The organism is Noviherbaspirillum humi (genome assembly GCF_900188095.1).
Classification (GTDB): Bacteria; Pseudomonadota; Gammaproteobacteria; order Burkholderiales; family Burkholderiaceae_D; genus Noviherbaspirillum; species Noviherbaspirillum humi.
Genome location: NZ_FZOT01000001.1, coordinates 170,969 through 196,242, shown reverse-complemented (window position 1 = coordinate 196,242; position 25,274 = coordinate 170,969). Strand labels below are relative to the sequence as shown.

The following is a 25,274-nucleotide window of genomic DNA, read 5'->3' as shown; positions in this document are numbered from 1 at the left end:
GGTAAGATGCCGGCGTCGTGCCGGAATACCCGCGCCATCCCTTCCCCTGCGGACAGCGCGGAATCAATCCCGCATTCATGCACTCGAAAACAACCGGACAAGAAAAGGAGTTACCCATGAAGACCCGCGCCGCTGTCGCCTGGAAAGCCGGAGCACCGCTCACCGTCGAGGAAGTCGATCTGCAGGGCCCGAAGGCGGGCGAGGTGCTGGTGGAGATCAAGGCCACCGGCATCTGCCACACCGATTACTACACCCTGTCCGGCGCCGATCCGGAAGGCATCTTCCCTGCCATCCTCGGCCATGAAGGCGCGGGCGTGGTGGTGGACGTCGGCCCGGACGTGAAGTCGCTGCGTCCCGGCGACCATGTGATTCCGCTCTATACCCCGGAATGCCGCCAGTGCAAGTTCTGCCTGTCGCAGAAGACCAATCTGTGCCAGGCGATCCGCAGCACCCAGGGCAAGGGCCTGATGCCCGACGGCACCAGCCGCTTCTCGCTCGACGGCAAGCCGCTGTTCCACTACATGGGCACCTCCACCTTCGCCAACCACGTCGTGGTGCCGGAGATCGCGCTGGCGAAGATCCGCTCGGATGCGCCGTTCGACAAGGTCTGCTACATCGGCTGCGGCGTCACCACCGGCCTCGGCGCGGTGCTGTTCACCGCCAAGGTGGAGGCCGGCGCCAACGTGGTGGTGTTCGGCCTCGGCGGCATCGGCCTGAACGTGATCCAGGGCGCGAAGATGGTCGGCGCCGACAAGATCATCGGCATCGACATCAACCCGGCGCGCGAGGAGATGGCGCGCAAGTTCGGCATGACCCACTTCATCAATCCGAAGGACGTGGACAACGTGGTGGACGCCATCGTCCAGCTCACCGACGGCGGCGCCGACTACAGCTTCGAATGCATCGGCAACACCACCACCATGCGCCAGGCGCTGGAGTGCTGCCACAAGGGCTGGGGCCAGTCCATCATCATCGGCGTGGCCGAGGCCGGCAAGGAGATCAGCACCCGCCCGTTCCAGCTGGTCACCGGCCGGGTGTGGAAGGGTTCCGCCTTCGGCGGCGCGCGCGGCCGCACCGACGTGCCGAAGATCGTCGACTGGTACATGGAAGGCAAGATCAACATCGACGACCTGATCACCCACACGCTGAAGCTGGAGCAGATCAACGACGGCTTCGACCTGATGAAGCGCGGCGAGTCGATCCGCTCGGTGGTGGTGTACTAAGCGGCAGGGGAGGGCGCCATGCTCGACATCATCAGCCAGCACGGCTGCTTCGGCGGCGTGCAAGCCTTCTACCGGCATGACTCCACCGAGATCGGGCTGCCCATGCAGTTCTCGGTGTACCACCCGCCTCAGGAAGAGCATGAGGCGGTGCCGGTGCTGTTCTACCTCGCCGGGCTGACCTGCACCGAAGAGACCTTCATGATCAAGGGCGGCGCCCAGCGCTGGGCGTCGCAGCACGGCATCATGCTGGTGGCGCCGGACACCAGCCCGCGCAATACCGGCATCGAGGGCATAGACCGCGACTGGGACTTCGGCCACGGCGCCGGCTTCTATCTCGACGCCACGCAGGCGCCGTATGCCGAGCGCTTCCGCATGGAGTCCTACCTCGTGCGCGAACTTCGCGAGCTGGTGCTGAACCAGTTCAACACCGACGCCAGGCGCGTCGGCATCTTCGGCCATTCGATGGGCGGCCATGGCGCGCTGACGCTGGCGCTGCGCCATCCCGAGGTGTTTTCCTCGGTGTCCGCCTTCGCGCCGATCGCCGCGCCCAGCCGCTGCCCGTGGGGCGAGAAAGCCTTCGGCCACTACCTCGGCGCCGACCGCGCCGCCTGGGTGGAGCATGACGCCAGCGAGCTGATGAAGCGGGCGAAGACGCCTTACCCGCAGGGCATCCTGATCGACCAGGGCTTGAACGACAAATTCCTGCAGGAGCAACTGCTGCCGCAGGAGTTCGAGCATGCCTGCCAGCAGGCGCAGCAGCCGCTGACGCTGCGCCGGCACGAAGGTTACGATCACGGCTACTACTTCATTTCCACCTTCATGGAAGACCACCTCGCCTTCCATCACCGCGTGCTGAACGGCCAGCCGGCGGGTTTCTGACCGGAGTCATCATGGCCGCCATCCCGCTTTCCGTCCTCGACCTGTCGCCCATCCGCCAGGGCGACACCGCCGCCGATGCGCTGCGGCGCACGCTCGACCTGGCGCGGCATGCGGAACGCTGGGGCTATCGCCGCTACTGGCTGGCGGAGCACCACGGCATGCCGGGCATCGCCAGCGCCGCCACCGCGGTGGTGATCGGCCATGTGGCCGGCGGCACCTCCACCATCCGCGTCGGCGCCGGCGGCATCATGCTGTCCAACCATGCGCCGCTGGTGGTGGCGGAGCAGTTCGGCACGCTGGAATCGCTCTACCCGGGCCGCATCGACCTCGGCCTGGGGCGCGCGCCCGGTTCCAACCAGGCGGTGATGCGGGCGCTGCGGCGCAGCCTGCCGACCGAGGATGAATTCCCGCAGCTGCTGGAGCAATTGCGCGGCTACTTCCAGCCGCAGGCGGGCCGGGCGGTGCGCGCCATTCCCGGCGAAGGCTTGAACGTGCCGATCTGGCTGCTCGGCTCGAGCGACTTCAGCGCCCGCCTCGCCGCCTGGCTCGGCCTGCCCTTCGCCTTCGCAGGCCAGTTCTCGCCGGCCTACATGATGACGGCGCTGAACCTCTACCGGCAGAGCTTCCGGCCGTCGGAAACCCTGGAGAAGCCGTATGCCATGGTGGGCGTCAACGTGTTCGCCGCCGACACTGAGGAAGAGGCAAGGCGCCTGTCGACCTCGCACCAGCAGGCGCACCTGAACCTGATCCGCGGCACGCCGGTGCAGCTGCCGCCGCCGGTGGACAGCATGGACGACCTGTGGCTGCCGCATGAGAAGGCGTCCATCGAGGGAACGCTGGCGGCCTCCATCATCGCCGATGCCTCCACCGTGAAGGACAAGCTGCAGGCCTTCGCCGACGCCACCGGCGCCGACGAGATCATCATCAACGCCATGATCCACGACCATGCGGCGCGCCTGCGTTCCTACGAGATCGTGGCCCAGGCCTGGTCCGGCTGAGACGGGCAGGCCGCGATGTACATGGTGTACTGGACCGACGCCGATGGCGGCCAATCCGCGCCGCAATCGCGCCGATTCGCGTCCGACGACATGGCGGCGGCGCTCGCCTTCATGGAAAGCCTGCGGGCGCGCCAGCGTGCCGGGGAAGGGATTTCCTTCGTGACCATGTCATCCGAACATCCCGATTCCGTCGGCCATCCCGGCGCGGCCGATCCGTCGCCCGACTACAACTGGAAGAAGCGGCGGCGCTGATTGCCTGCCTGTTACGCCAAGCTGCGCCGGCCAACGTTGGCTTATCGGCTTCTCATCCCGTCAAGGGATTTCCTCCCATCATCACCATCCCACCTTTTTTGATCATCGGCACTGATTTCCGGAACCGGCTTGCCTTGCGGCAGTCCTAACGCCCTGTTCGCGCTTTTCCGCTTTGAAAGAAAGCGCCCACGACAAGGTAAAGGATGCACATGGCAGCAAGACGCTTGAAGGTGATGTTGGCAGCAGGAGTAACGGGATTGGCAATGGCCGGCGGCGCGCTGGCGGACGTGTCGGTGACGGGCGACATCGGCACCACCGGCATCGGCTTTCACGCCGGCATGCCGGTGGCGCCGAACGTGAACGTGCGCTTCGGCACCGGCTATCTCGGCTACACCTTCGGCGGCAGCACCTCCAGCGCGGACTATGCCTTGAGCCTCAAGGCCAAGACGATGGACGCACTGGTCGACTGGTATCCGGTCCAGGGCAGCGCCTTCCGCCTCACTGCCGGCCTCGCCCTCAACGGCAACAAGATCGACGTCAACGCCAAGCCGAACGGCAACGGTCAGTACGTGGTCGGCGGCAACGCCTACTCCGCTTCCCAGGTGAATGGCATCAGCGGCCGCACCGAGTTCGGCAAGGTCGCGCCCTATCTCGGCTTCGGCTGGGGCCATGGCGAGAAGGAGGGGAAAGGCTGGTCCTTCTCCTCCGACGTCGGCGTGCTGTTCCAGGGCTCGCCGCGCACCACGCTCGATGCCGGCGGCTGCAGCGGCGGCGCGGCGGTGTGCAGCCAGCTGGCGACCGACCTCGCGCGCGAACGAGCGGCGCTGAACGACGAGGTCAGCCGCTTCAAGCTGTATCCGGTGTTGCGGGTGGGGGTGAGTTACCGGTTTTAAAGAACTAGGGAGCTCTTATTTTTTCCAGCACTGATCTACAAATTCTCTAGCCGCTTTATCGAGAGGCATTGTCGTCAGCTCCCACAGCGTTGCTGCTCCACTAACGATCGCTCCTTTAGTCAAGAAGGTACCCAGCCCACTGAAGCCCATTCTGAAAGCGGAGACGGCGCTTCTGCCGAAGCCCCCTGTCACCGCTACGCTAGAAAGAGTTACAGCCAAAGGTAAACCGAAGTTAACCATTGCATCTTGACATTCGGTTTTCTGATAATCGATTGGGATATTGACTTGTGGTAAGGACGGCCGGTTATTTGGTTGCCCCGCATTGGTAACCTTATTGTTGGAATACGTTGAGGAATGAATTAAAGGATGAGTTGAAGGTTTATTCACTGAGTGCGTCATTTCAAGCTCCTAAAAATTGGATCGATAAGTTTGGGAGCGTTCATTAAGCACTTTGTATGCCGGATGTAACGGTAGGAAACAAAAATGGCCCGACTTCATCGGGCCATTTTCTTTAGCGCATCAAGCAGCGGCAGTTCATCACTCCAGCATCGACCGCAGCATCCACGCCGTCTTCTCATGCACTTCCATGCGATCGGTGATCAGGCTGGCGGTGGTTTCGTCATTCGCATCGCCGACCGCGCCGAGCAGGGAGCGGGCGGTGCGCACCACGGTTTCCTGGTCCTGCACCAGCTGGCGGATCATTTCCTGCGCGGCCGGCACGCCGTCCGGCTCCTTGATGGCGGTGAGCTTGGCGAACTGGGAATAGGTGCCGGGCGCCGGGCTGCCGAGGGCGCGGATGCGCTCGGCGATGGAATCCACCGCGGTGGCGAGCTCGGTGTACTGGCCTTCGAACATCAGGTGCAGGGTCTGGAACATCGGGCCCGTCACGTTCCAGTGGAAGTTGTGGGTCTTGAGGTAAAGCGTGTAGGTGTCGGCGAGCAGGCGCGACAGGCCGTCGACGATGCTGAGGCGATCCTTCTCGGAAATGCCGATATTGATTTCCATCTGTTGTTCTCCAAGGTTAGTCAGGGATTCAGACCGGGCAAGTGGTGATGGGTTCTTGCCAGATCACCATGGCGAACATTCTACGATGCCGGGAAAAAACCGTTTGGCGGCGCCCTGATCTCACGGCAGCAAGCCGAGCTCATCCACCGCCAGATGCGCCGCCGCGAGGTCCCAGCCGGCGTAACCCACGCTCTTGAACAGCAGCGGCCGGCCGCGCTGCCACACCAGGCTTTCGTCGCGCAGCGAAGCGACGGCGTCCCAGGCTATGCCGGCCTGCAGCAGGTCGCCCGCCTCGTGGCGCGCGCCTTCGAGATTGTCCACCACCCATTGCGAATGCCGCACCAGCGCCGGCGGGATCTCCACCATGTGCGGACGGAAGGCGCCGACGGCGATCAACAAGGCATCGTCGCGCACCCGTTCCGGCAGCACCGGCGCGGTGGCGGTGGTGGCGGTGACGATCACGTCGGCTTCCTCGGCCGCCGCTGCCAGCGCGGCCGCATCGGCGGCTTCGATGACCCTCACCTCCGAGGGCAGAGGCTCTTCCAATGAATCCAGCATGGCCTGCGCCGACGCGGCGCGGCGCGCCACGATGGCCAGGCGACCGACGGCACGTGTTTCGCAAAAGGCTTGCACATGGGCGCGCGCCTGCGGGCCGGCGCCGACCACCAGCAGGCTGTCCACCGGCCCGGGACGCAGGCGGTCGGCGGCATGCAGCGACACCGCCGCCGTGCGCCGCTCGGTGACGGCGGGACCGTCGAGGATGGCCAGGCGGCGGCCGCTGGCGGCGTCGAACACCGTCACGTCGCCCTGTATCGTCGCCAAGCCCAGGGCCGGATTGGCGGGATGCACGCAGATCAGCTTGGCGATGGCGAGCCGCGCATCGGCCGCCGGCATGGCGAGGAACAGCGCGTCGCTGCCGAGCTTCAGGGTGGCGCGCTCCGGCGCCTGGATGGCTTGGTCGCGGGCCGCGGCGCAGATGCGGGCGATATGGCCGGGCAGGCGCGAGAAGGGCAGCAGGCGCCGGGTCTGGTCGGCGGTGAAGACGGACATGGGGTTCTTCGAAACAAGGAAAGAGGCGAGCAGGCTACAGCCTGGCGGCGATGGCGTGCAAGCCCTGCAGCGCGCCGCAGGCCATGCCGATGCCGGCCCCGGCGTCGAGCTGCGGGTCGAACGGGTTGATGCGGATGAGCCGGCTGCCGATCGCTTCGCCGAGGCGCCTCACCGTCGGCACCGCGGTGCCGGCGCCGAGCTCGATCACCAGCGGCCTGCCGACCCGGCGCAGCCATTGCTGCAGGCGCGCCGATTGCGCCGCCGTGCGCCGGCCCAGCCATTCGCCGTCGCCGAACATCAGGATGTTGGGCCGCGCCACCGCATCGCAACGCGGGCAGCGCGGCAAGGGCGACAGCAGCCGGCAGCGGCTTTCATCGACCTCGACGTCCATCTTCGCCGGCCAGATGTCCTCCGCGCAGGGCCGGCTGCACTGCAGGAAATGGATGGAGCCATGGCATTCGACCACCCGTTCCTCATCGAAGCCGGCGCGGCCGAAATGCCCGTCGACATTGCTGGTGAAGACGAAGGCGCCGTTCGGCATCTTCTCCGCCATGCGCTGCAGCAGCGCATGGCCGGCATGCGGCGGCGTGCGGCGGTACATGGCCAGGCGATGGCCATAGAAGCCCCAGGCCAGCTGCGCATCGTCGCGAAAGGCTTGCGGATTGGCGATGTCGGTGAAGGACAGGCGCGCCTGCCGGAGCGGCGGATAGGCGTTCCAGAAGCCTTCGTCGCCGCGAAAGGTGGGCAGGCCGGAATCGGTCCCCATGCCGGCACCGGCGGTGATCAGCAAGGCATCGGCATCGGCTATCCATGCGGCCGCCTGGGCGGCCTGGGCGTCGAGATTCATGGCGGCAGGCATCGGAACGGATGCCGCCAAGGCTACCAGAGATTGACGTCGGCCTGCGATGGCGTGCGGCCGCGCGCCGGATCGATGGTGATGGGAATCTCGTCGCGCGGCGGACTGGGGCTGGCATGGCTGCCCGGGCTGGCTGATGCACCGGAAGCGCCGGAAGGACCTGAAGCGCTTGAAGCCGCCGCACCGCCCGGCGCGCCGCCGCCCGAGGCATTCTCGCCGGCGCCGCGTTCACCTCCAACCGCCATGCGGCCAATCTCATCCAGCCGCTCGCGCTGCGATTCCACCACCCGGCTCCCGCCCGGCGTGAGCAGGATGGTCTGGCCGTCGTCGCGCGTCATCACGCCATAGCCGGGCGGCAGGGCGTCGTCGGGCAGGCCCGGCTGCAGCGCGTCGTATTCGGGCGCCTTCACGATCAGCGGGGCGCGCCGCTTCGGCTTCGGGAATTGCAGCTTGGTGTCGATCAGCTCGGACTTGAGTATCTGCTTGTAGAAGTCGCCGACCAGCAGCAGCGCATTGTGGCCGCCCTGGCCCCAGTAATCGCTGCGCATGGTGACGCGGGAATCGTTGAAGCCGACCCAGGCGCCGGCCACCAGCTCGGGATGCATCAGGATGAACCAGCCGTCGGTATTGTTCTGCGTGGTGCCGGTCTTGCCGGCGATGTCGGCGCCGATGTTGAACTGGGTCTTGATGAAGGTGCCGGTGCCTTTCTTGACCGCGCCGCGCATCATGTCGATCAGCTCCACCGCCGTATCTTCCGACATCGCCCGTTGCGGCTCGCTGCCGAATTCGGCCAGCACGCGGCCGGCGCGGTCGGTGATGCGCTTGATCGTCACCGGCTTGCGGTATTCGCCGGCCTGGGCGATGGTGGCGTAGGACGACACCATCTCCAGCAGCGTCACCGGGCTGGTGCCGAGCGAGAGGGAAGGCACCGGATCGAGACGGCTCTGCTTGACGCCGACGGCGCGCGCCAGGTTGACGATGTTGGGAATGCCGACGTCCCGCATCACCTGCGCGGTGATGGTGTTCTTGGAGTACATCAGGCCTTCGCGCAGGCTCATGCGGCGGCCGCTCACGCCCGACATGTCGGTCGGGCGCCAGTAGGTGCCGTCGTTGAGCGCGATCTGCACGGCGGTGTCGGGATAGGTCTTGTCCGGCTTCATGCCCATCTCCAGCGCCGCGCCGTAGACGATGGGCTTGAAGGTGGAGCCGGGCTGGCGCTCGGCCTGGGCCACGTGGTCGAACTGGTCGACCTCGAAGTCGCGGCTGCCGACCCAGGCCTTGACCTCGCCGTTATTCGGGTCCATGGCCATGAAGCCGGCTTCGAGGCGGGTCTTCATCGCGCGCAGGCGGGCCATGAAATCGGCATCGGCCTTCAGCTTCGCCAGCACCGTCGTATCGCGCTGGCCGGCGGCGACGGCGCGGCGGAATTCCGGCGTCTCGCGCAGGAAGGCATTGAGCAGGCCGTCGTTCTCGTTCCAGAAATGGCGGAAGGGCTCCACCTTCTTCCTCAGCGCCGCATAGGCCGCCGGATTCTGCGATGCCGCCCGGCTGCTCTTCTGCGCCCATTCGACGTCGGCGATGTTCTGCAAGACCCTGGATTGCCGCGCCACCGCTTCCTGCGCCGCTTCCTGCAGGCGGTCGTCGATGGTGCTGTGGATGATCAGGCCGTCGGTATAGAGGTTGTAGTCATGCTCGTCGGCCCAGTCGATCAGCCAGCGCCGCACGTAGGCGGCGAAGTGCGGCGCGGTGCCGAGCGGATCGGGCTGGCGCGTCAGCCGCACATGGAGCGGCTCGTCGCGCATGGACTTGACTTCGCTGCGGGTGAGAATGTGGTGCTTCACCATCTGCCCCAGCACCACGTTGCGGCGCTTGCGCGCGCGTTCCGGATTGAGGATGGGATTGTAGTAGGCGGTGCCCTTGAGCATGCCGATCAGGGTGGCGCTTTCCAGCACGTTGAGGTTGGCGGCCGGCTTGTCGTAATAGGTGCGCGCCGCCATCTCGATGCCGACCACGTTGTAGAGGAAAGGGACGGTGTTGAGATAGGTTTCGAGGATCTCGTTCTTGGTGTAGGCCTGCTCGATCTTCAGCGCGGTGATGATTTCCTTGATCTTGCGGTCGATGGTCTTGGCGCGGCCTATCTCGTCGGGAAACATGTTGCGCACCAATTGCTGCGTGATGGTGGACCCGCCCTGGGTATCGCCGCGCAGGGTGCGGTAGATGGCGGACGCGGTGCGGGTGAGGTCGATGCCCTGATGCTCGTAGAAGCGATGGTCTTCGGTGGCGATCAGCGCCTGCACCACATAGGGCGATACCTGGGCCAGGGTCACCCTTTCCTGCTGTCCCTGGCTGAAGACGGCGATCTGCTTGCCGCTGGCGGAGAACAGCAGGCTGGGTTCGGCCGTGCGGGCTTCGAGCAGGTCCTCGATCTCTGGGGTTTCCGGAATCAGCTTGTAGACATAGGCGCCGGCAGCGATGACAGCGCCCAGGCCCAGCACCATGCACAGCGCGATGGCGCGCATCAGGTAAACGAAAGTCGTGGCGAAGGGACCGCGCCGGCGTTTCTGCGCGGACGATGTCGAGGAGGCGCGCTGCTTGGTATTTTTCCTGGACACAATCGCTGCCCTTGAAGATCATCAATGCCCTGTTCGACCGAGCCGGCCTGTTTTGGTTTTATTCAGGGCTTGCGCTGGGACAGAGGATGGTGCGCCGCAATGACTTAGGTTAATGCGGTTGCATGCGGCGCGAACCCGGGAAGCCATGCGCCGTCGTATCGAAGTCGGCCGCCGCGCATCGTCGCGCAGGCAAGCCGGCGCATTAGGCAGGCTGGCCAAGCATCGCGTCGGCGCCTATCACCAACGAGGGCTATGGCACTGATCCTTTCCTGTTATTACCTGGACGATCCACTCGGCGACGATGAATTGCAGTTCCTCCGGCAAACGCTTATCGGACCGCAAGCCCGCTTCTGGACCGGCGCGGCGGCTTTGGCGCAGAAGCGCGTGCCTTTCGTGCTGCCCTTGCCGGGCAAGGGGGGCTTCCACCGGCGCAGCCGGGAGCAGCGCGCGCAGGCAGTGCGGCGCCACCTGCGTCAGGCCGGCATCGCCGGCGACCGCGGCCATCAGGTGGTATGGGTGATGCCGCGCGATGCCGAATGGGATGCGGTGTTCCAGTTCGCCATCCGCCTGGAGACCACCTTCGCGCCCTTCGTGGTGCAGCGCTGGTTCGAGCGCGAGGGCGAACTGAAGCGCGGGCAGGCGAAGGTGATCGATACCCATATGCTGATTCAGGGGCTGTGACTGCGGCGCGCAAGCGTGCGCTTCGCGGTGGCAGCCCCCGCAACCACCCATCATGATGGAGAAAGCATGTCGATTCGCATTTCATCCCGCGTGAGCTCGCTGCCTGGCGGCGCGATGCGGGAGCTGCTCGCCGCCTTGCTGCTGCTCGGGCCTGCCATGGCCGGCGCGCAGGAAAGCGGACCGCGGCTCCGCACCGAAGTGGTCGCCGGCGGCCTGGAGCATCCCTGGGGCCTGACCTTCATCGATAGCGGCCGGATGCTGGTGACGGAGCGCCCGGGCCGGATGCGGCTGGTGGGCAGCGACGGCAAGCTGTCGGCGCCGATCACCGGCCTGCCGAAGATCGACGCCGGCGGCCAGGGCGGCTTGCACGACGTGCTGGCCGACAGCGATTTCGCGCGCAACCGTCGCATCTACTTTTGCTACGCCGAACCGGCCGCCAACGGTTCGGGCAACTCCACCGCGCTGGCCTCGGCCCGGCTGTCGGAGGATGGCAGCCGGCTGGAGCAGCTGAAGGTGATCTTCAGCCAGAAGCCGAAGGTCAAGAGCAGCGCCCATTTCGGCTGCCGCATCGTCGAGGCGAAGGATGGCACGCTGTTCCTGACGCTGGGCGAACGCTTTAGCCGCATGAAGGATGCGCAGACGCTGGACAATCACCACGGCAAGGTGGTCCGCATGCGCAAGGACGGCGGCGTGCCGGCGGACAATCCCTTCGCCGGCGGCAGGAATGGCGCGCTGCCGGAAATCTGGAGCTACGGCCATCGGAATTCCCAGGGCGCGGCGCTGGGGCCGGATGGCAGGCTATGGACCCATGAGCATGGCGCTCAGGGCGGCGACGAGATCAACCATCCGGAAGCCGGAAAGAATTATGGCTGGCCGGTCATCACCCATGGCGAGAACTACGGGGGCGGGCCGATCGGCGAAGGCATCACCGCCAAGGCCGGCATGGAGCAGCCGGTGCATTACTGGACGCCGTCGATCGCGCCTTCCGGCATGGCCTTCCTGCACAGCGACCGCTATGGCCAGGCTTGGCGCGGCAGCCTGTTCATCGGCTCGCTCAAGTTCAAGTACCTGGCCCGGCTGGAAATCAGCGACGGCAAGGTGACGAAGGAAGAGAAGCTGCTGACCGATCTGAAGCAGCGGGTGCGCGATGTGAAGGAAGGGCCGGACGGCCTGCTGTACCTGCTCACCGATGAAGCGCCGGGGCAAGTGCTGCGGGTAGCGCCGGCTTCCTGAACGGGGTGCAAATAAAAGCCCCGCCGGGTGTTCCTGCGGGGCTTCGTTTGCCAAAAACTCGGTTCGAAGAGGCGTCGTCAGGCGACGCGATGCGGGCTTCGGAGCTGCCGACGCGGGGCCACGCCGTTTCGGGCGCTGGCCTTGTCCGACGCGGAGGTGATCGCATGCCAGCCGAGGCCCGGCGGCGTTGCCCGTGCGCCCAGGCCGGCGCCGAGGCGGTCGAGCAGCGGGGCCAGTACCCAGGCGATGGGGAAGGCAATCGGCCAGGCGGTCAGCCAGGATTGCATCCAGTGCGCCATGAAGCCTTGCGCGGCGTTGTTGAGCAGGGTGCTGGCGGCGGTGCTCACCAGGGTGATGACGCCGGTCAGCAGCAGCGCCGGCAGCACGGAGGCCAGGCTCCTGGAGCGGCGCAGACGGCCGGCCAATGCAAACGGCCGCGACTGCGGCCGGGTCATTCCTGCATGTTCGGAGGAAGCAAGCAATTCCATGGAAATACGGCTCTCTTCTTTCCCCGGCCCGTGCGACCGGGGCGATGTCGATCTATCTGGTTAGTCGCGCCCGGCGAAGAAGCGCAGTTCGGCGGCCAGGTTGGGCTGGATGGCGTCATAGTGGCGGGCAATGCGGTTCAGCTTGAGCGCGCTGCGCAGCTTGTAGGCGGCGGAACGCTCGACCAGCGACTGGCGCGGCTTGACGACCAGCAGGGCGGCGCGGAACAGGCCGAGCAGCAGCGGTTTGAACACCATCAGGAACATGACGGTGGCGCTCAAGCCCAGCAGCGGGCGAGCGACGGAGGTGGCGATGGCGCCGGCGGCGGGAATGATGGCCTGGACGGGCAGGGCAAGGGTCAGGATGGACATGGACTTTCTCCCAAAGATTCTTGACGATTCACATTTGTTGCTTTGCAGTATAAGGATCGGTAAGATATAAATCCAATTCAGTTATTGGATATCAGCTATACTTCCCTTGAATATCTTTATCGCCTTTCCGGCATGTCTGCGGGAAGCGCTTTTTTATCGCCGAGACTGACGACAAATGAGTTTTCTGACGCTGGATTTGAACCTGCTTCGGGTGTTCGACGCCGTGATGACGGAGCAGAACCTGACACGCGCCGCCAATCGCCTCGCCATGACCCAGCCGGCAGTGTCGAATGCCTTGAGGCGCCTGCGCGACGCCCTCAACGACGAATTGCTGATCCGCACCGCCCATGGCGTGAAGCCGACGCCGCGCGCCGAAAGCCTGTGGCCGACGGTGCGGCGTTCGCTGGCGGAACTGGAGGAAGCGATCACGCCGGACCAGAGCTTCGACCTGGCCAAGGCCGACCAGACTTTCCGCCTGGCGATGGCCGACGCCACCGCCGCGCTGTGGCTGCCTTCCCTGGTGCGGAAGATCGAAACCGAGGCGCCCAACATCAAGATCCGCATGGTGCCGCTGACCACCCGCGAACCGCGGCCGATGCTGCTGCGCGGCGACATCGACCTGGCGATCGGCTTCTTCCCCGGCGTGGTGGCGCAGCTGACCGGCAGCCAGGGCTCGGTCTCGCCGATCCGGCACGAACAGCTGTACTCCGGCCAGTATGTGTGCGTGATGCGCAAGGGCCATCCGCTGGCCGAAGGCAAGCTGACGCTGGACGGCTACTGTTCCGCCAACCACCTGCTGGTGAGCTTTTCCGGCCGCGCCCACGGCCTGGTGGACGAGGCGCTGGCGCCGCTCAACCGCGAGCGGCGCATTCTCTTGACGGTGAACCAGTTCTTCACCGCCGGCCGGGTGGTTTCCAGTTCGGACCTGATCACGACCCTGCCGCGCCATCTGATGGCCGCCACCGGCATGACGGAGGAACTGGTCACCAAGGAGTTGCCGTTCAAGCTGCCGAACGTGCACGTGGACATGCTCTGGCATGAGCGCGACACCCGCAACCCGGGCCACCGATGGCTGCGCGGCCACATGTCGGAAGTGACGCGCGAAGCGTCGCAGCGCGTGGCTGCCCGTCAGGAAGCCTGAGCGCCGTCGTCGGCGCGCCCGGCGGCCAGGGTCTTCTGCTGCCGGAGCGCGCATCCCGCCCATAGCAGGGCGAGCAGCATGACGGCCTTGCCGGCAGCGCCGAAGAACAGCCCAATGCGTTGGGCGCGCCGGCCAATGCCAAGCATTGCGAAGAGATTCATCCAGTCGTGGCCGTCGTTTTCGGCGCCCGTGCCGCCGCCGAGCAGGGTGAGTTTCGGCTCCAGCGCGTCGTACATGTAGACCGCCATGTCGGCCACGGAGAAGCCGAGCAGCCAGCAGAACACCGCGGCGCCGAAGCCATCGCGCCGCTTCAGCAGCAGCGCCAGGCACAAGGTCGCCGCCATCGCATGCTGACCCAGGGTACCGCCCAGAACATATAGGAAGCGGCCGGCCCAGCTCAGGAAGAAATGCCCGGCTTCATGAAACGGCAGCAGCACCGCATGCAGGAAAGCGCTGCCCGGTTCGCCGCCGGCGATGTCCATGTCGCGCCAGATCGCCACCGTCCACAGGATGAGTCCCGCCAGCGTCAGCATCCGTCCCCGCCATTCCAGCGCCGTCGTTTTTGCCGGCTGCGCCAACAGCAGCGCCGCCAGCCGGCCCGGCTCGTTGGCGGCCGGCATGCGCCGCGGCGCCACCATGCCGACCTTGGCGAGGATCACGCCGCAGGCCGGGCAGGCGGCGGGAAAATCCTGCTTCTCGGGCAGGGGCGCATGGCGGCATTTCGGACAGGCTGGATAGGACATGGGCGCGCGGTGCGGTTGGCTGTCGACACCTCACCCTAAGCCATGCGCTTGCGCCTGTCAGCGTGAAGAACGGCAGGGATGCCCCGTTGACGTCAGCGCAGCGGCAGCCGGGTGCTGTGCTTCACTTCCTCCATCACCGCATAGGTGTGCGTCTCGCGCACGCCCTTCAGCTGCAGCAGCGCCTTGCCGAGGAATTCGCGGTAGGCGTTCATGTCCTTCACCCGCGCCTTGATCAGGTAGTCGAAGCCGCCGGCCACCATGTGGCACTCCAGCACCTCGGGAATGGTCTGCACGCTGCGCTTGAAGTCGTCGAACACGTCCGGCGTGGTGCGGTCCAGCACCACCTCGATGAACACCAGCAGCGACACATCCAGCAGCTGCGGGTTGAGCAGGGCGGTGTAGCCGAGGATGTAACCGGCTTCCTGCAGCTTGCGCACCCGCTCCAGGCAGGCGGCGGGCGACAGGTTCACCCGTCCCGCCAGCTCCACGTTGGAGATGCGGCCATCGTTCTGCAGCTCCGCCAGTATCTTGCGGCCGATCTTGTCCAGCATGCCGGTCCTCGCCAAATTTTATTGGCATTGATTCTCACATGGCGAATTTCATTTCGCAAATACCCATGATTTCCAGAATTAATCCAATAAAAACCGCTCTAGAATCAAATCACCCCTTTCACCGAAAGAGTGCCATGCAACCCTATCCCGAAACGCCCGACCCGCGCCCCGGCGGCGAACCGCCCTTCGCCGCGCTGGCGCGCAACGCCGGGCCGGCGCCATCGCCGCTGCGGCAAGCCGTTACCGCCGCCTGGCGGCGGGACGAGACGGAAGCGGTGCAGGCGCTGCTGGCCGAAGCGCCGCAGGATGCGCAGTCGCGGCAAGCCATCGCCGCCCGGGCGGAAACCCTGGTGCGGGCGGTGCGGGCCAAGCGCAGCCGGGCATCCGGCGTGGATGCGCTGATGCACGAATTCTCGCTGTCGTCCGAAGAGGGCGTGGCGCTGATGTGCCTCGCTGAAGCGCTGCTGCGCATCCCGGACCGGGAAACCGCCGACCGGCTGATCGCCGACAAGATCAGCCGGGGCGACTGGCGCCGCCATCTCGGCGCCTCGCCTTCGCCCTTCGTCAATGCCGCCAGCTGGGGCTTGCTGATCACCGGCCGGCTGGTGTCGGAGCCGGGCGAGGGCGGCTTCGGGGCGGCGCTCACGCGGTTGATCGCCCGCGGCGGCGAGCCGCTGATCCGCAAGGGCATGGATCTCGCCATGCGCATGCTCGGCAGCCAGTTCGTCACCGGCCGCACCATCGAGGAAGCGCTGGCGCATGCGCGGGAACGGGAGGCGCGCGGCTACCGCTATTCCTACGACATGCTGGGCGAGGCGGCCCTCACCGCCGAGGATGCCGGCCGCTATTACGAGGCCTATCGCCACGCCATCGACGCGATCGGCGCCGCCTCGGCCGGCCGCGGCATCCGCAATGGCCCCGGCATCTCGGTCAAGCTGTCGGCCCTGCATCCGCGCTACGGCCGCGCGCAGAAGGAACGGGTGATGGCGGAACTGCTGCCGCGCCTGAAGGCGCTGCTGCTGCAGGCCAAGCGCCATGGCATCGGCCTGAACATCGATGCCGAGGAAGCCGACCGGCTGGAACTGTCGCTGGACCTGGTGGAAGCGCTGGCCTTCGATCCCGAACTGGACGGCTTCGACGGCCTCGGCTTCGTGGTCCAGGCTTACCAGAAGCGCTGCCCGGCGGTGATCGATTACCTGATAGACCTGGCGCGCCGCAGCGGCCGTCGCTTCATGGTTCGCCTGGTGAAGGGTGCCTATTGGGACGCGGAGATCAAGCGCGCCCAGATGGATGGCATGCCTGGCTACCCGGTCTACACCCGCAAGGTGCATACCGATGTCTCGTACCTGGTCTGCGCGCGCAAGCTGCTGGCGGCGGCCGACGTCATCTATCCGCAGTTCGCCACCCACAATGCGCATACCGTCGCTGCCGTGCATGCCTGGGCCGAACAGGCCGGTATCGAGGATTATGAATTTCAGTGCCTGCACGGCATGGGCGAGAGCCTGTATGACGAGGTCGTCGGCCTCGGAAGGCTCGACAAGCCGTGCCGCATCTATGCGCCGGTCGGCTCGCATGAAACCCTGCTCGCCTACCTGGTGCGGCGGCTGCTGGAGAATGGCGCCAATACCTCCTTCGTCAACCGCATCGTGGATGACGCCGTGCCGGCGGCGGAACTGGCGGCCGATCCCTTCGAGCAGGCCAGCGCCAGCGGCGGCCAGCCGCATCCGAAGATTCCGCTGCCGTCAGATCTGTTCGGCGCCGCGCGCCGCAACTCCGCCGGGCTGGACCTGGCCAATGACGAAGTCCTGCGCGATGCAGCGCGCGAACTGGCGCGCTTCGCCAGCGTGCAATGGCAGGCGGCGCCGCTGCTGGCGCACACCATGCCGGCGGACGCGATGCGTGAAGTCGCCAATCCCGCCGACCGGCGCGACATCGTTGGGCACGCAGCCGAAGCCGGTCCGGCCCATGTCGAAGCCGCCTTGCAGGCCGCATCCGGTTTTGCGCAAGAATGGCAGCAAACGCTGCCTGCCGATCGCGCGGCCGCGCTGGAGCGGGCCGCCGATCTGCTGGAATCAAATCGCATGGAGCTGTTCGCGCTCGCGGTGCGGGAAGCCGGCAAGTCGCTGCCGAATGCGGTGGGCGAGGTCAGGGAAGCCGTGGACTTCCTGCGCTACTACGCCGCTCAGACGCGCGGCATGACTTTCGGGCCGGCGCTCGGGCCGGTCGCCTGCATCAGCCCGTGGAATTTTCCGCTGGCCATCTTCATCGGCGAAGTCAGCGCCGCGCTCGCTGCCGGCAATGTGGTGCTGGCCAAGCCGGCCGAGCAGACGCCGCTGATCGCCGCGCGGGCGGTGCGGCTGCTGCATGAGGCCGGCATTCCGCGCGCCGCGCTGCAACTGCTGCCGGGGCGAGGCGACACCGTCGGCGCCCGCCTCACCGCCGATCCGCGCATCCGCGGCGTGATCTTCACCGGCTCCACCGAGGTGGCGCGCCACATCAACGCCAGCCTGGCCGCACGAGCGGATGCCTCGGGAGAACTGGCGCTGATCGCCGAGACCGGCGGCCAGAACGCGATGATCGTCGACTCCAGCGCGCTGCCGGAGCAGGTGGTGCAGGACGCGGTCGCCTCCGCCTTCGACAGCGCCGGCCAGCGCTGCTCGGCGCTGCGCGTGCTGTGCCTGCAGGAAGACATTGCCGACCGCATCCTGGCGATGCTGCGCGGCGCCATGCGCGAGCTGCGCATCGGCGATCCGTCGCGGCTGGACACCGATGTCGGCCCGGTGATCGACGAGCAGGCGCGGGCCGGCCTGCAGCGCCACATCGATGAACTCGGCCTCCGCGCGAAAAGCATGATGCAGCTGGACCTGCCGCCGGCCTGCGCGCACGGCAGCTTCGTCGCGCCGGCCCTGATCGAAATAAGTTCCCTGTCGGCGCTGACGCGGGAAGTGTTCGGTCCGGTGCTGCACGTGCTGCGCTACCGCCGCGACGACCTGCCGGCGCTGCTGGACGCCATCCACGCCACCGGCTACGGCCTGACGCTGGGCGTGCAGTCGCGCATCGACGCGACCATCTCCCGCATCGCCGGCAGCGCGCGAATCGGCAATGTCTACGTCAACCGCAACATCATCGGCGCGGTGGTGGGCGTACAGCCCTTCGGCGGCGAAGGCTTGTCCGGCACCGGTCCCAAGGCCGGCGGGCCGCTCTATCTGCACCGGCTGCACCGGCTGCAACGGGCAAGCGAACCGGCCCTCGGCGCGCCGGCGGACGAAACGCCGGCGCCGCTGCGGGAACTCGCTTCGTGGGCGCAACGCACGGGCAGGGCCTGGCTGCATGAACTGTGCGTGCAGTATGCGAACACCACGCTGCTTGACCGCGGCGTCGATTTGCCCGGGCCGACCGGCGAGGCCAACAGCCTGCGCTTCGTGCCGCGCGGCGACGTCTTGTGCATCGCTGCCGGAACCGATGGCTTGCTGAACCAGATCGCCGCCGCGCTCGCCACCGGCAATCGGCCGCAGGTGATCGCGCAGGACGTCAGCCGGCTGGAAGCGGATCTGCCGTCTTCGGTACGGGAAACCCTCATCGTCGTCGACGCCATCGCTCCGGCTCCCATGGCGCTCGTGGAAGCGGATCTGCAGCCGCCATGGCTGCCGCGGCTGGCCGCCATGGGCGAAGGCGTGACGATCACCGTCGCCACTCGGGGATGCCAGCCCATCCCCCTGTGGCGCCTGGTGGCGGAACGGGCGCTGTGCGTCAACACCGCCGCGGCGGGCGGCAATGCCAGCCTGATGAGCCTAGAGGCTTGATCTGCCGCTGAGGTCAGGGTGAACCATTGTCAATCGGGAAAGTCTCAGTCTCATGTCCCGGCTTGCCAGGTTCCTGCTGCTGTTTTCCGGCCTGCTGGCCGCTTCGGCGGCGGCGGTGGCCATTGCATTGGCCGGCTTCGACTGGGACCACGTCCGGCCCTGGCTGAACAACAAGGTGACCCAGGCCAGCGGGCGCCAGTTCGAGATCCGCGGCAAGCTGGCGCTGGTCTGGCGCTATGAAGGCGAAGCGGGCTTTTCCATGCAGCGCTGGATGCCCTGGCCACGGCTGACGGCCGATGACGTTCATTTCGGCAATCCGGCATGGGCCAGCAGCGGCCCCGACATGCTGCAAGCCAGGCGCGCCGTCTTAACTCTCAATCCACTGGCCCTGGTGAGCCATCAGTTGATCCTGTCTTCCCTGGTGCTGGAAGCGCCGCAACTGGTGCTCGAGCGGGATGCGCAGGGCCGTGCCAACTGGCAGCTGGAGAATCCGCCGCAGTGGAAAATACGGGTCAACCGCATGTCCTTCGGCGAAGGCAGCATTCGTTACATCGATGCCAGGCGCGAAGCCGACATCAGCGCTACCGTTCGGCAACTGGATCATGACCAGGACCATTTCCGCGTGGCCTGGGACCTGACGGGCAATTACGGCGGCGCGCCGCTGACCGGCAGCGGCAAGTCGGGCAATCTGCTGACCATGCGCGACGGCCGGCATCCCTACCCGCTGACGGCCGAACTGCGCCTGGGCCAGGCCGACATCAAGCTGCAGGGCAGCATCACCCAGCCTTTCAAGCCGAGCGCACTGGATCTGCAGCTGGAAGTCAGCGGCAAGAATCTGTCGCAGATGGAGCCCATTCTGCGCCGCGAGCTGCCGGCGATCGGGCCGTTCGCCACCGAAGGGCATCTGGTGGCCTCGTTCGACGAAGAGGCCAGGCGCTGGACCTACGAAAAATTCAGCTCCCGGCTTGGCAAGAGCAAGGTGTCGGGCAATCTTCATCTGCGCATGGGCGCGGACGCCCGCCCCAAGGTTGAAGCGCGGCTTGAAGCGGAAACCCTGGACATGACGGAATTGGCCAGGCTGTTCGGCGAAGAAGAAGCGCCGCCGCCCAGGAAGGGCGGCAAGCCGAAGGCCAGGCCGGTCGCGCAGGCGAAGATGCTGCCGGCCGAATCCGTGCATGCGGAGCGCCTGACGGCGATCGATGCCGATATCGAGTTCCAGGGACGGAAAATCGTCGCCACGAAGCGCCTGACGCTGGGCAATGTCTCGGCACGGGTGCGCGGCAAGGATGGCCTGCTGGCGCTGGCGCCGCTGAAGCTGAATGTCGCGGAGGGCAGCATCAATGGCGAACTGCGCCTCGACGGCCGGCAGCAGCCGGCGAAGATGGACCTCAAGGCCTCCCTGCGTGAACTCCGCGTGCGGCAACTGTTTCCGGGCGTGCGCTCAGCCGATCCAGGCCGGCTGAGCGGCGACATCGCGCTCTCCGGCAGGGGCGATTCTGTGGCGAGCTTGCTGGCCTCGTCCGATGGCAAGGTGAGCGCGGTGGTGTCGCAGGGCACCATCAGCCAGATGGTGCTGGAGCAGATGGGCTTGAATGTCAGCGGCATGATCGCCACCAAGCTGTTCGGCGACCGTCAGGTCAGGCTGAACTGCGGCGTGGCCGATCTGGAGGTTGCCGGCGGCATCATGACGACGCGCAGCCTGGTGGCCGATACGGAAGAGTCATCGATCTACGGCGAAGGCCGCTTCGACTTCGGCAAGGAAGAGATCAAGCTGGAACTGCAGCCGGAAACCAAGGGCATGCGGCTGATTTCGCTTAGCTCGCCGCTGGAGGTCAGCGGCAGCTTTACCAAGCCGAGCATCGAAGTCGACAAGACCACCATGGCCATGAAGGCCGGCAGCGCCCTGGCGCTGGGGGTGCTGGCGCCGGTGGCGGCGGCTGTGCTGCCGCTGATCAACATCGGCTCCGGCGAAGGCGAATCCTGCGCCAGCCTGATCGCCAGGACGGTCAAGCCGCACCCGGCACCGGCGCCCATGTCGGCGGAGGCGCCGTTGGAACAGGGCAGCCGGATAGACAGCAGCGGACGCTGACGCCTGCGGGTTTCTACCCAAGCAACTTCTTCAGCTGTCAGGGTTGACAGCTTTTTCCGGTGTTGCGGCAGCCCTACATTCGGAATTCATCTGAATCGTCATTCAAGCCCATGGGTTCCGACATCGTTTTGATTCGTTTCGCCGAAGGATTCCGCGTCGCCAACGGCTATCTGCATCTGGCCAGCAAGCTGGATGCGCGCGGCGAAGTCTTTGCCATCGTTCACGGCGAGCAGGGAATTGCCAAGATCAGCCGCACGCCCCAGGGCTTGCTGGTCTACAAGGACAGCCGGCAGATGCCGCTGCTGACGAGCGACTAGGCTGTATTGAGGCGGGAAAGCTGGCGGCAGAAGCGGCGCATGATGCCGAACGCATAGCGCGCCGCCACGGCATCGATGAATTCGGTGAAACCGACCGGCGCAGCTTCATCCGCCGCATCGGAAATCGTGCGCAGCACGGCAAAGCCAATGCCGAACTCGTGGCACACCTGCGCCACCGCGGCCCCTTCCATTTCCACCGCCAGCAAATCCGGAAGCGCCGCCTTCAGCTGGCGGATCTTCGCCGCCTCGGTGATGAACTCGTCACCGCTGCCGATCAGGCCCGCATGCAGCGCGGGCTGGTGCAGCCGAAAGCGTTGGCGTTCGGCTTCCGGCACCAGGTGATGGAAATCCTGCTCCAGAAAGGTTTGCGCCGCCTGCACCAGTTCTCCCGTGAGCAGGGCATCGGCGGCGAAGCGTGACTTGCCGATCAGCGGGATTTCGAAACGCGGAAACAGCGGCGAGGCATCGACGTCATGCTGCAGCAGCTGGCTGCCGACCACGATATCCCCCACCTTAGCCGCCGCATCGCCGGAGCCGGCCACGCCGGTGAACACCAGGTGCGTTACGCCGAAGCGTTCGATCAAGGTCGTTGCAGTGGCGGCAGCCGCCACCTTGCCGATGCGGGACAGCACGCAAACGCATTCCAGCCCTTCGATTTCCCCGAGGGTGTATTCCCGCATGCCGGAGTGCATGCGGGCGGGATGCGCCATCAGGTCGATCAAGCCGGTTTGTTCCTGCTGCAGGGCGCTGACGAGGCCAAGACGCATGACTTTGCTCCGATCGGGAGTGGTTTGGAAAATCCAGGGATTGTAGCTGGACTGGTTTTCTGTGGATTTCTTCGGCGTATGACGAAAGCACGGGGGGTTTTAATAAAAGGTTTTGTATACGAATAGTGGTAATGGTTAACGGGGCCGATTTTTGTGGATAACTCGGGAAAAGCTTTTAACTTCAAGTGCTTACTGATTTTTCAAGTAAGGGGAAAAGCACGGTATGGCCGAAGGACGAATTGCGGATAAAAAAAGATGTTCCACATCTTCAGGCAGTTTTCCCCAGATACGGAAAAACCTATGCAGAGATTTATCCACATGACGATCAGGCGACCAGACGGCACCGGCAAGGCTTTCATCAGAAGCAATCGATTCCGCCATCGCCGGTTTTTCAGAAAGCCGTTTCGTACTTCTTTGGCAAAAAGCATCTTCAGGTAGGCAGACCGGTTTGCTCGACGTTGCCGAGCTGTAGTGATTCCGCATTTGCCTTCGGGTTTCGTTTCAATGCCGGCGAAACGACAAGAAGCGGATTTTAAATTAAAAGCTGTTGTATACGAATAGTAGTAACGGTTAACGGCCGCGTTTTTTGTGGATAACCCAAGTAAACCGTGGGTAAACAAGGCATTAGGGTCTTCGCAACATGCGGGATAAGGCCTGTACCTGCATGGGGCGAATTTCTGGATAAAAAAACGGCTTCGACAAACTTTCGTGCTTGTCCCCAAGTGGTGCACGGCTTGTTCTGCAAGTTATCCACATTTTCCAAGGTACTTCCTGCACCAATCATGCGCGCCAAAGCGCCTGCATGAGGGCGAACAGGGCGGCGATGGTCGGTTCCTGCCGCCGGCGGGCGAGGGTGACGAAGGAGAGTTCGGTGGAAACATTGACCGCGTCGGCGATCGCCAGGCCATGGGCATGCGCCTCGCGCAACGCGATCGATTCCCTCACCAGGGACAGGCCGACGCCGGATTTCACGAGGTCCAGCATGGACGGTTCCTGGTCCACCAGCGCGACCCGGTTCGGCGTGACCTTGTGCTGCGCGAAGATCCGGCTCAGCAGCCGGTTGTGCACCGATTCGGGCGGCGACCAGATCCACGGCAGGCGGGCCAGCGCCGCCCAGTCCTTGCCTGCAACCCGGCTCTTCCAGCCTTGCGGCGCCACCACGTGATAAGCAAAGGAGGTCAGGGTCAGCGAATGCACTTCCTTGCCGGGCGTGCCGAGGTAGTAGCCCACATCCAGCGCGCCGGACTTCACCTGCTGCAGCACCCAGCCCGACATGCCGTGGTGCAGCTCGGTGGACAACTGCGGATAACTCTCCACGAGCCGCTTGAGAAAGGCGCCGAGCCGGATGAATTCCGGATCGAGGATGGTGCCGATGGCCAGCGTCCCGGACAGGGTGGAGTGCAGCGCATCCACGCCCTGGCGAAACTCGGCCACGCTTTCCATTACCCGCTCGGCGAAGGGCAGCAGCTTGGCGCCGTCGTCGGTGAGCGCCATGCCGCTCGGCGTGCGGCTGAAGAGCTGCAGGTCCAGCGCCTGCTGCAGTGCCTTGATTTGCAGACTGACCGCTGGCTGGGTGAGGTGCAGCCGTTCCGCCGCGCGGGTGAGATTGCCTTCGCGGGCGATGGTGACGAAGGCACGCAGGTGAGCCAGATCCATGAGAGACCCTTGGAAGATGAGCTTGATAAGCGCTGCTTATGATCATCTTCATAATAACTCATTGGATTTCCGGTTTTGACTCGCTTATCGTGCGAAAAACCCGTCAACCGCCAAAGGAATCCTTATGACCAACCTTACCGTTCCCTCGATTCAGCACTATGTGAATGGCCGCGTGGTGGCTTCGACCAGCGGACGCCAGCAGGATGTCTTCAATCCGGCAACGGGCGAGGTAACCGGTCAGGTTGCGCTGGCCAGCGTCGAGGAAGTGAATGCCGCCGTGGCTGCCGCCAGCGCCGCGGCGCCGGCCTGGGCCGATACCGCGCCGTTGAAGCGGGGGCGCATCCTCTCCAAGTTCAAGGAGCTGATCGAGAAGCATCACGACGATCTCGCGGCTGCCATCACCCGCGAGCACGGCAAGGTGTTTTCCGATGCCAAGGGCGAGGTGGTGCGCGGGCTGGAAGTGGTGGAGTTCGCCTGCGGCGCGCCGCAGCTGCTCAAGACTCAGTTCACCGACAACATCGGCGGCGGCATCGACAACTGGCAGCTGCGGCAGCCGCTCGGCGTCACCGCCGGCATCACGCCGTTCAACTTCCCCTTCATGGTGCCGATGTGGATGGCGCCGATGGCGATCGCCACCGGCAACACCTTCATCCTCAAGCCGTCCGAACGCGATCCATCGCCGTCGCTGATGGTGGCGGACCTGTTCCGGCAGGCCGGCCTCCCGGACGGCGTGTTCAATGTGGTCCAGGGCGACAAGGTGGCGGTGGACGCGCTGCTGCATCATCCCGATGTGAAAGCGGTGTCCTTCGTCGGTTCCACCCCGATCGCCGAATACATCTACAGCGAGGGCGCGCGCCGCAAGGGGCCATGGCCGCTGCGGGTGCAGGCGCTGGGCGGCGCCAAGAACCACCTGGTGGTGATGCCGGATGCCGACCTCGGCCAGGCGGTCGATGCCCTGATCGGCGCCGCCTACGGATCCGCCGGCGAGCGCTGCATGGCGATCTCGGTGGCGGTGGCGGTCGGCAGCGTGGCCGACCGGCTGGTGGAAGCGCTGATCCCGCGGGTCAAGTCGCTCAAGATCACGAACGGCATGGAAAGCGATGCCGAGATGGGTCCGGTGGTCACCGCCGCCCACAAGGCGAAGATCGAAGGCTATATCGAGGAAGGCGTGCGCGCCGGCGCCAAGCTGCTGGTGGACGGCCGCGGCCTGAAGGTGCCGGGCCACGAGAATGGCTTCTTCCTCGGCGGTTCGCTGTTCGACAACGTCACCCCCGAAATGAAGATCTATCAGGAAGAGATCTTCGGGCCGGTGCTGTGCGTGGTGCGGGTGCCGGACTTTGCCTCGGCGGTGCAGCTGATCAATGCCCACGAATTCGCCAACGGCGTCTCCCTCTTCACTTCCGACGGCAACACCGCGCGTGAATTCTCGCGCCGCATCGAGGTCGGCATGGTCGGCGTCAACGTGCCCATCCCGGTGCCGATGGCCTGGCACTCCTTCGGCGGCTGGAAGCGCTCGCTGTTCGGCGACATGCATGCCTATGGCGAGGAAGGCGTGCGCTTCTATACCCGATTCAAGTCGGTGATGCAGCGCTGGCCGCAGACCATCGCCAAAGGCGCCGAATTCACCATGCCGGTGGCGAAGTAAGCCTTTCCTCGATAGTTCGTTCT

24 protein-coding genes are annotated in these 25,274 nt (G+C 65.5%); 12 read left to right on the top strand and 12 right to left on the bottom strand.

The genetic code is table 11. From position 1 onward, the window contains the following. Window positions 1-116: 116 nt before the first annotated feature. From CHB88_RS00995 to CHB88_RS00975, 5 genes are all read left to right on the top strand, one after another. A complete protein-coding gene (locus CHB88_RS00995) occupies window positions 117-1,223 on the top strand; it encodes an S-(hydroxymethyl)glutathione dehydrogenase/class III alcohol dehydrogenase (protein WP_089397426.1) in 1,107 nt (368 codons plus the stop codon). A gap of 18 nt (window positions 1,224-1,241) precedes the next feature. Beyond that, window positions 1,242-2,102, top strand: coding sequence for an S-formylglutathione hydrolase (fghA, locus tag CHB88_RS00990; protein WP_089397425.1), 861 nt, complete (start codon window positions 1,242-1,244; stop codon window positions 2,100-2,102). 11 nt (window positions 2,103-2,113) lie between these two features. Further along, on the top strand, window positions 2,114-3,100 hold the full coding sequence (locus tag CHB88_RS00985; protein WP_089397424.1) for an LLM class flavin-dependent oxidoreductase: 987 nt from the start codon (window positions 2,114-2,116) through the stop codon (window positions 3,098-3,100). A 15-nt stretch (window positions 3,101-3,115) separates the two neighbouring features. Then, on the top strand, window positions 3,116-3,352 hold the full coding sequence (locus CHB88_RS00980) for a hypothetical protein (RefSeq protein WP_089397423.1): 237 nt from the start codon (window positions 3,116-3,118) through the stop codon (window positions 3,350-3,352). A 209-nt stretch (window positions 3,353-3,561) separates the two neighbouring features. Continuing rightward, window positions 3,562-4,245 (top strand): hypothetical protein, encoded by a 684-nt coding sequence (locus CHB88_RS00975; protein WP_245844626.1) that lies wholly within the window; start codon window positions 3,562-3,564, stop codon window positions 4,243-4,245. Between the two features lie 15 nt (window positions 4,246-4,260). Here CHB88_RS00975 and CHB88_RS24115 read toward each other — a convergent pair whose 3' ends face one another. From CHB88_RS24115 to CHB88_RS00955, 5 genes are all read right to left on the bottom strand, one after another. Then, window positions 4,261-4,644: a hypothetical protein gene (locus tag CHB88_RS24115; RefSeq protein ID WP_143131094.1), complete on the bottom strand. Its 384-nt coding sequence runs from the start codon at window positions 4,642-4,644 to the stop codon at window positions 4,261-4,263. Window positions 4,645-4,782: 138 nt separating this feature from the next. Further along, window positions 4,783-5,250 (bottom strand): Dps family protein, encoded by a 468-nt coding sequence (locus CHB88_RS00970; RefSeq protein ID WP_089397422.1) that lies wholly within the window; start codon window positions 5,248-5,250, stop codon window positions 4,783-4,785. Between the two features lie 120 nt (window positions 5,251-5,370). Then, window positions 5,371-6,300, bottom strand: a complete 930-nt coding sequence (locus tag CHB88_RS00965) for a delta(1)-pyrroline-2-carboxylate reductase family protein (RefSeq protein WP_089397421.1) — start codon at window positions 6,298-6,300, stop codon at window positions 5,371-5,373. A 34-nt stretch (window positions 6,301-6,334) separates the two neighbouring features. Beyond that, the gene (locus CHB88_RS00960; RefSeq protein WP_089397844.1) at window positions 6,335-7,147 is read right to left on the bottom strand and encodes an SIR2 family NAD-dependent protein deacylase; all 813 of its coding nucleotides are present in this window, start codon (window positions 7,145-7,147) and stop codon (window positions 6,335-6,337) included. 32 nt (window positions 7,148-7,179) lie between these two features. Then, window positions 7,180-9,768 carry a penicillin-binding protein 1A gene (locus tag CHB88_RS00955; protein ID WP_245844624.1) on the bottom strand — a complete coding sequence of 863 codons (2,589 nt, stop codon included), beginning with the start codon at window positions 9,766-9,768 and terminating at the stop codon, window positions 7,180-7,182. Window positions 9,769-10,020: 252 nt separating this feature from the next. On the opposite strand from CHB88_RS00955, the gene CHB88_RS00950 reads away from it, so the two are divergent. Then, complete coding sequence (locus CHB88_RS00950; protein WP_089397420.1) at window positions 10,021-10,449, top strand: hypothetical protein; 429 nt, start codon at window positions 10,021-10,023, stop codon at window positions 10,447-10,449. Window positions 10,450-10,515: 66 nt separating this feature from the next. Then, the gene (locus CHB88_RS00945) at window positions 10,516-11,682 is read left to right on the top strand and encodes a PQQ-dependent sugar dehydrogenase (RefSeq protein WP_089397419.1); all 1,167 of its coding nucleotides are present in this window, start codon (window positions 10,516-10,518) and stop codon (window positions 11,680-11,682) included. Window positions 11,683-11,759: 77 nt separating this feature from the next. On the opposite strand, the gene CHB88_RS00940 is transcribed toward CHB88_RS00945, so the two are convergent. Next, a complete protein-coding gene (locus CHB88_RS00940) occupies window positions 11,760-12,170 on the bottom strand; it encodes a DUF2798 domain-containing protein (RefSeq protein WP_089397418.1) in 411 nt (136 codons plus the stop codon). Window positions 12,171-12,230: 60 nt separating this feature from the next. Continuing rightward, window positions 12,231-12,539 carry a hypothetical protein gene (locus CHB88_RS00935; RefSeq protein ID WP_089397417.1) on the bottom strand — a complete coding sequence of 103 codons (309 nt, stop codon included), beginning with the start codon at window positions 12,537-12,539 and terminating at the stop codon, window positions 12,231-12,233. Window positions 12,540-12,714: 175 nt separating this feature from the next. Here CHB88_RS00935 and CHB88_RS00930 point away from each other — a divergent pair, with 175 nt between their 5' ends. Further along, a complete protein-coding gene (locus tag CHB88_RS00930) occupies window positions 12,715-13,680 on the top strand; it encodes a LysR family transcriptional regulator (protein WP_089397416.1) in 966 nt (321 codons plus the stop codon). On the opposite strand, the gene CHB88_RS00925 is transcribed toward CHB88_RS00930, so the two are convergent. Both CHB88_RS00925 and CHB88_RS00920 read right to left on the bottom strand, forming a co-directional pair. Continuing rightward, window positions 13,668-14,423 (bottom strand): hypothetical protein, encoded by a 756-nt coding sequence (locus CHB88_RS00925; RefSeq protein WP_089397415.1) that lies wholly within the window; start codon window positions 14,421-14,423, stop codon window positions 13,668-13,670. The two genes, CHB88_RS00930 and CHB88_RS00925, sit on opposite strands and share 13 nt — an antisense overlap. Before the next feature lie 92 nt (window positions 14,424-14,515). After that, on the bottom strand, window positions 14,516-14,974 hold the full coding sequence (locus tag CHB88_RS00920; protein WP_089397414.1) for an Lrp/AsnC ligand binding domain-containing protein: 459 nt from the start codon (window positions 14,972-14,974) through the stop codon (window positions 14,516-14,518). Between the two features lie 134 nt (window positions 14,975-15,108). Here CHB88_RS00920 and putA point away from each other — a divergent pair, with 134 nt between their 5' ends. The 3 genes from putA (at window position 15,109) to CHB88_RS00905 (ending at window position 21,183) form a co-directional block, all read left to right on the top strand. Then, window positions 15,109-18,777 (top strand): bifunctional proline dehydrogenase/L-glutamate gamma-semialdehyde dehydrogenase PutA, encoded by a 3,669-nt coding sequence (gene putA / locus CHB88_RS00915; protein WP_089397413.1) that lies wholly within the window; start codon window positions 15,109-15,111, stop codon window positions 18,775-18,777. A 52-nt stretch (window positions 18,778-18,829) separates the two neighbouring features. After that, a complete protein-coding gene (locus CHB88_RS00910; protein WP_089397412.1) occupies window positions 18,830-20,866 on the top strand; it encodes an AsmA family protein in 2,037 nt (678 codons plus the stop codon). Between the two features lie 110 nt (window positions 20,867-20,976). Further along, a complete protein-coding gene (locus CHB88_RS00905) occupies window positions 20,977-21,183 on the top strand; it encodes a hypothetical protein (protein ID WP_089397411.1) in 207 nt (68 codons plus the stop codon). Here the strand turns inward: CHB88_RS00905 and CHB88_RS00900 are convergent. The 3 genes from CHB88_RS00900 to CHB88_RS00895 all read right to left on the bottom strand — a co-directional run bounded on the left by CHB88_RS00900 (window position 21,180) and on the right by CHB88_RS00895 (window position 23,606). After that, window positions 21,180-21,950 (bottom strand): 5'-methylthioadenosine/adenosylhomocysteine nucleosidase, encoded by a 771-nt coding sequence (locus CHB88_RS00900; RefSeq protein ID WP_089397410.1) that lies wholly within the window; start codon window positions 21,948-21,950, stop codon window positions 21,180-21,182. The genes CHB88_RS00905 and CHB88_RS00900 overlap by 4 nt on opposite strands. A gap of 189 nt (window positions 21,951-22,139) precedes the next feature. Continuing rightward, on the bottom strand, window positions 22,140-22,433 hold the full coding sequence (locus CHB88_RS24110; protein ID WP_143131093.1) for a hypothetical protein: 294 nt from the start codon (window positions 22,431-22,433) through the stop codon (window positions 22,140-22,142). A 297-nt stretch (window positions 22,434-22,730) separates the two neighbouring features. Continuing rightward, complete coding sequence (locus tag CHB88_RS00895) at window positions 22,731-23,606, bottom strand: LysR family transcriptional regulator (RefSeq protein ID WP_089397409.1); 876 nt, start codon at window positions 23,604-23,606, stop codon at window positions 22,731-22,733. A gap of 124 nt (window positions 23,607-23,730) precedes the next feature. Here CHB88_RS00895 and CHB88_RS00890 point away from each other — a divergent pair, with 124 nt between their 5' ends. Beyond that, on the top strand, window positions 23,731-25,251 hold the full coding sequence (locus CHB88_RS00890; protein ID WP_089397408.1) for a CoA-acylating methylmalonate-semialdehyde dehydrogenase: 1,521 nt from the start codon (window positions 23,731-23,733) through the stop codon (window positions 25,249-25,251). Window positions 25,252-25,274 lie beyond the last annotated feature (23 nt).

What these genes read in the sequence shown, in the direction of transcription:
- fghA (WP_089397425.1), top strand. Translation starts at nt 1,242, where the DNA reads ATGCTCGACATCATCAGCCAGCACGGCTGCTTCGGCGGCGTGCAAGCC.
- CHB88_RS00895 (WP_089397409.1), bottom strand. Translation starts at nt 23,606, where the DNA reads ATGGATCTGGCTCACCTGCGTGCCTTCGTCACCATCGCCCGCGAAGGC.
- CHB88_RS00980 (WP_089397423.1), top strand. Translation starts at nt 3,116, where the DNA reads ATGTACATGGTGTACTGGACCGACGCCGATGGCGGCCAATCCGCGCCG.
- CHB88_RS00975 (WP_245844626.1), top strand. Translation starts at nt 3,562, where the DNA reads ATGGCAGCAAGACGCTTGAAGGTGATGTTGGCAGCAGGAGTAACGGGA.
- CHB88_RS24115 (WP_143131094.1), bottom strand. Translation starts at nt 4,644, where the DNA reads ATGACGCACTCAGTGAATAAACCTTCAACTCATCCTTTAATTCATTCC.
- CHB88_RS00935 (WP_089397417.1), bottom strand. Translation starts at nt 12,539, where the DNA reads ATGTCCATCCTGACCCTTGCCCTGCCCGTCCAGGCCATCATTCCCGCC.
- putA (WP_089397413.1), top strand. Translation starts at nt 15,109, where the DNA reads ATGCAACCCTATCCCGAAACGCCCGACCCGCGCCCCGGCGGCGAACCG.
- CHB88_RS00890 (WP_089397408.1), top strand. Translation starts at nt 23,731, where the DNA reads ATGACCAACCTTACCGTTCCCTCGATTCAGCACTATGTGAATGGCCGC.
- CHB88_RS00960 (WP_089397844.1), bottom strand. Translation starts at nt 7,147, where the DNA reads ATGAATCTCGACGCCCAGGCCGCCCAGGCGGCCGCATGGATAGCCGAT.
- CHB88_RS00950 (WP_089397420.1), top strand. Translation starts at nt 10,021, where the DNA reads ATGGCACTGATCCTTTCCTGTTATTACCTGGACGATCCACTCGGCGAC.
- CHB88_RS00925 (WP_089397415.1), bottom strand. Translation starts at nt 14,423, where the DNA reads ATGTCCTATCCAGCCTGTCCGAAATGCCGCCATGCGCCCCTGCCCGAG.
- CHB88_RS00910 (WP_089397412.1), top strand. Translation starts at nt 18,830, where the DNA reads ATGTCCCGGCTTGCCAGGTTCCTGCTGCTGTTTTCCGGCCTGCTGGCC.
- CHB88_RS00940 (WP_089397418.1), bottom strand. Translation starts at nt 12,170, where the DNA reads ATGGAATTGCTTGCTTCCTCCGAACATGCAGGAATGACCCGGCCGCAG.
- CHB88_RS00900 (WP_089397410.1), bottom strand. Translation starts at nt 21,950, where the DNA reads ATGCGTCTTGGCCTCGTCAGCGCCCTGCAGCAGGAACAAACCGGCTTG.
- CHB88_RS00970 (WP_089397422.1), bottom strand. Translation starts at nt 5,250, where the DNA reads ATGGAAATCAATATCGGCATTTCCGAGAAGGATCGCCTCAGCATCGTC.
- CHB88_RS00920 (WP_089397414.1), bottom strand. Translation starts at nt 14,974, where the DNA reads ATGCTGGACAAGATCGGCCGCAAGATACTGGCGGAGCTGCAGAACGAT.
- CHB88_RS00985 (WP_089397424.1), top strand. Translation starts at nt 2,114, where the DNA reads ATGGCCGCCATCCCGCTTTCCGTCCTCGACCTGTCGCCCATCCGCCAG.
- CHB88_RS00995 (WP_089397426.1), top strand. Translation starts at nt 117, where the DNA reads ATGAAGACCCGCGCCGCTGTCGCCTGGAAAGCCGGAGCACCGCTCACC.
- CHB88_RS00905 (WP_089397411.1), top strand. Translation starts at nt 20,977, where the DNA reads ATGGGTTCCGACATCGTTTTGATTCGTTTCGCCGAAGGATTCCGCGTC.
- CHB88_RS00965 (WP_089397421.1), bottom strand. Translation starts at nt 6,300, where the DNA reads ATGTCCGTCTTCACCGCCGACCAGACCCGGCGCCTGCTGCCCTTCTCG.
- CHB88_RS00930 (WP_089397416.1), top strand. Translation starts at nt 12,715, where the DNA reads ATGAGTTTTCTGACGCTGGATTTGAACCTGCTTCGGGTGTTCGACGCC.
- CHB88_RS00945 (WP_089397419.1), top strand. Translation starts at nt 10,516, where the DNA reads ATGTCGATTCGCATTTCATCCCGCGTGAGCTCGCTGCCTGGCGGCGCG.
- CHB88_RS24110 (WP_143131093.1), bottom strand. Translation starts at nt 22,433, where the DNA reads ATGCGGAATCACTACAGCTCGGCAACGTCGAGCAAACCGGTCTGCCTA.